The 3,776-nt window shown below is 63.2% G+C and carries 4 protein-coding genes and 1 pseudogene; all 5 read left to right on the forward strand.

Annotated features, from left to right (window positions below; genetic code table 11):
- Positions 1–185, forward strand: a pseudogene (locus VF497_RS17160) (sugar phosphate isomerase/epimerase); the annotation flags it as partial.
- 74 nt (positions 186–259) lie between these two features.
- Positions 260–1,909, forward strand: coding sequence for a fatty acid--CoA ligase (locus tag VF497_RS17165; RefSeq protein ID WP_330890995.1), 1,650 nt, complete (start codon positions 260–262; stop codon positions 1,907–1,909).
- 295 nt (positions 1,910–2,204) lie between these two features.
- Positions 2,205–2,330 carry a type B 50S ribosomal protein L36 gene (gene ykgO, locus VF497_RS17170; protein WP_008215056.1) on the forward strand — a complete coding sequence of 42 codons (126 nt, stop codon included), beginning with the start codon at positions 2,205–2,207 and terminating at the stop codon, positions 2,328–2,330.
- A gap of 180 nt (positions 2,331–2,510) precedes the next feature.
- On the forward strand, positions 2,511–2,855 hold the full coding sequence (locus tag VF497_RS17175; protein ID WP_330891026.1) for a hypothetical protein: 345 nt from the start codon (positions 2,511–2,513) through the stop codon (positions 2,853–2,855).
- Positions 2,852–3,776, forward strand: a 925-nt coding sequence (locus tag VF497_RS17180) for an agmatine deiminase family protein (protein WP_330891028.1), incomplete at its 3' end; no start/stop codon positions are given. The genes VF497_RS17175 and VF497_RS17180, both read left to right, overlap by 4 nt.

Genomic DNA, 3,776 nt, shown 5'->3' on the forward strand with positions numbered 1-3,776 from the left:
ACGATTATCCGGGCTGGGCGGTCGTGGAATGGGAGTGCGCGCTGAAGCATCCCGAGGACGGCGCGCGCGAAGGCGCGCCGTTCGTCGCCAGGCATATCATCCATGTCACCGAACACGCCTTCGACGATTTCGCCGGGCGCAACGCGGACCACGCATTCAATCGCAAAGTGCTGGGAATTTCGTAGAACTGAAGGCACACGTCTTCTTTCGTCGTGGGACGGGAATTGCGGTCCGGCATAGGCACCGGCGGGGAGAAACCATGGCACTGCGTTATGCGCTTGCGGGGAGCGAAACGTATCGGTATTCGCTGCATATCGGCCAGTTGCTGCGCAGCGCGCTCGATTGCCGAAGCGGCAATGAGATCGTCGGCAGCGATGGGCGACGGCACTCGTACGCGGAGCTAGGGCGACGTGTGCACAGGCTCGCGCACGTCCTGAGGTCACTTGGCGTCGACAGCGGCGACGTTGTCGCCGTCATGGACTGGGACAGCCATCGCTACCAGGAATGCTATTTCGCGATACCGATGCTTGGCGCGATCCTGCAGACGGTCAACGTGCGCCTATCCCCGGAGCAGATCGTCTATACGCTTGAGGACACACAGGCGAAGACACTGCTCTTCCATGCCGACTTCGCTCCGCTCGTGGAGCAGCTCACGCAGCGCATTCCGGGCTTGCGGAACTTCGTGCAGCTGCAGGACGGCGTTGCGACCGAGCCGCACATCGCCGTCACCGGTGAATACGAATCCCTGCTCGCCGCGGCGGACGATGAATTTCCATTCCAAGAAATCGACGAGAACGCACTCGCGACGATGTTCCACACGACCGGCACGACGGGGCAGCCGAAGGCGGTCGCCTTCACCCATCGCCAACTCGTTCTGCATACGCTTTCGTTTGCACTGGCGCTCGGCACGCAGCCTTCGGATCTCGGCATCGATCGCAGCGACGTCTATATGCCGATGACGCCGATGTTTCATGTGCATGCTTGGGGCGTTCCCTACGTGGCGACCATGCTCGGGCTCAAGCAGGTCTATCCGGGAAAATATGAACCAGCGCGCCTGCTCGCGCTGCGCCGCGCCGAACGCGTGACCTTCTCGCATTGCGTGCCCACGATCCTGCAGATGTTGCTCGATGCCTTTCGCCCCGAAGACGAAGTGGTGGGCGGTTGGCGTATCATCGTCGGCGGTTCGATCGTTCCTCGCGCATTGCTGCGCGCCGCGAGGGAGAAGGGCATCCATGTCTTCACCGGCTACGGTATGTCGGAAACCTGCCCGGTGCTGACGCTCGCAAACTCGTGGTTGCCGAATGGCGAATTGCGCGAGACCGAACTGTGCAGTGCGGGGCATGCGATACCGCTCGTGCAGTTGCGTGTCTTAGACGAGGTAATGCAGCCCGTTCCGGCAGACGGTGCCACGCAGGGTGAGCTGCTCGCGCGCGCACCGTGGCTGACCGCATCGTACGCCAACGACGCAAATGCCACGCGCACGCTGTGGCGGGGTGGTTGGCTGCACACGCAGGATGTCGCTACCGTGTCGGGCGATGGCCGCATGGTGATCCGCGATCGCCTCAAGGACGTGATCAAGACCGGCGGCGAATGGATCTCCTCTTGCGAGATGGAAGATCTCGCAATGCGTCATCCCGACGTCGCCATGGCCTCGTTCATCGGCGTACCTGACGCGCGCTGGGGCGAGCGGCCCGTTGCGTTCGTCGTGCCGAAGAAGAACGCGGTCGTCGATCTGGCCACGCTGCACGCACATCTGCAGTTGCACGTCGAGAAGGGCGAGATCAGCCGCTACGCGCTGCCCGACGAGGTCATTCTGATCGACGCGCTGCCGCGCACGAGCGTCGGCAAGATAGACAAGAAGCTGTTGCGCGAGATTTTTGCGCAGCGGAAGAGCGCGCTCGCATCTTGAGCGAGATCGGGATCAAGGTCATGCAGGCCGACAACACGAATTGCATGCGCTGGCGGCGTCTGGCGGCGAGCCGGCAAAGATCAGCGGAAAGCAGGACGTTATCGGTGCGCTTCGTTTTGCGCCACGTGCACGAGACGCGCGGCAGGGGAGCTCGAGTATTTGACATAATATACATTCACGAAAAAAGTATAGATGCTTATGCAAAATTTGTGAACAAGGCTGTACGAATTGACCAGACTTCGGCTAGAATAAGCGGCTGCATTTGTTCGTACTGCCCTGATATACGGAAATTCCAATGAAAGTCCTCTCGTCTCTCAAATCCGCCAAACAGCGTCATCGCGACTGCAAGGTCGTGCGTCGCCGCGGCAAAGTGTTCGTGATCTGCAAGAGCAACCCGCGTTTCAAGGCGCGTCAGCGCTGAGCCGGTCGCTCGGCGGCACGCCCGCTGATCGTCACTGCGAAGGCCGCCTCCGGGGCGGCCTTCGCATTTTCCGGGACGGCCTGCGCAGACTGAAGCCATGGTGGTCGCCGCGACCTTGCAACGGTCAAGGCGGCTTGGCACCATCGGCCACATGAATCACCCCGTCTGGAGCATTGCGCCATGTCCCTGCACCGTTCTTCCCTGATTCTCGCCTCCGTTCTGGTCTGCGCCGGTGCTGTCGACGCCGCGCGTGCCGATACCCTGTTGATCGAACGCGTGAACCAGGAGCGCAGCCATGTTCTGCCCGCGCGCGGCCTGTCGATGGCTCAGGTCGAGAGGCAATACGGCGCGCCGACGAACAAGCTCAGCCCGGCCGGCGGCGACTCGCGTTGGCACCCGACAATCAACCGCTGGGTCTACGCCGACTATACGGTCTACTTCGAACGCGATCGCGTGATCGACGCCGTGGTCAACCGCGCCTCTCCCGAAGAGATCGGCCCGAAGAACGCCGTGCGCAGCCGATGACGTCTTCCGCTTTCCGCCTGCCCGCGGAGTGGGAACCGCAGGACGGCGTGTTGCTCGCCTGGCCCCACGCCGATACCGACTGGGCGCCGCGGCTCGAACGCGTAGAAGCGACCTGCGCCGCGCTGATCGCGGCGATTTCGCGGCTCGAGCGCGTCGTGCTTTGCATCGCCAACACGGCCGTGCGCGAACGCGCCGAGCAGGCCTTGCTCAGCGCCGGTGCGCAAGGCGAAAAAATCCATTTTGTCACCATCGAGTACGACGACACCTGGTTGCGCGATTCCGGACCGATCACGCTCGTCGATGGCAAGAATTTTCGCCTGACCGATTTTCGCTTCACCGGCTGGGGTGGCAAGTTCGGCGCGAGCCGTGACGATGCGCTGATCGGCAACCTGATCGTGCGCGACGTGTTCGCGCCGGCCGGGCACCTGCGCGTCGACTGGGCACTCGAGGGCGGCGCGATCGAATCCGACGGCAAAGGCACCATCCTCACCACCTGGCGCTGCCTGCATCAGCGCCACCCGGAACAGAGCCGCGAGGAAATGTCGCAGCTTTTGCGCGACAAGCTCGGTGCGCAGCGAGTGCTCTGGCTTGAGCACGGCTATCTGCAAGGCGACGACACCGACGCACACATCGACACGCTCGCGCGCTTCGCGCCGGACGATGCGATCGTGTTCCAGTCCTGTGACGATGCAAGCGACGCGCACTACGACGAACTCGCGCGGATGGGCGAGGAACTCGCCGCGCTGCGCACGATCGACGGCCGTCCGTACCGCCTGCACGCGCTACCGTGGGCGAAACCGATGCTGGACGACGGTCGCCGCCTCGCCGCGTCCTACGCCAATTATCTGATCGTCGACGGCGCCGTGCTGGTGCCCGCCTACGACGATGCGGCGGATGCACAAGCTGCACGCATCATCGGCG

The organism is Rudaea sp. (genome assembly GCF_036383415.1).
GTDB lineage: Bacteria > Pseudomonadota > Gammaproteobacteria > Xanthomonadales > Rhodanobacteraceae > Rudaea.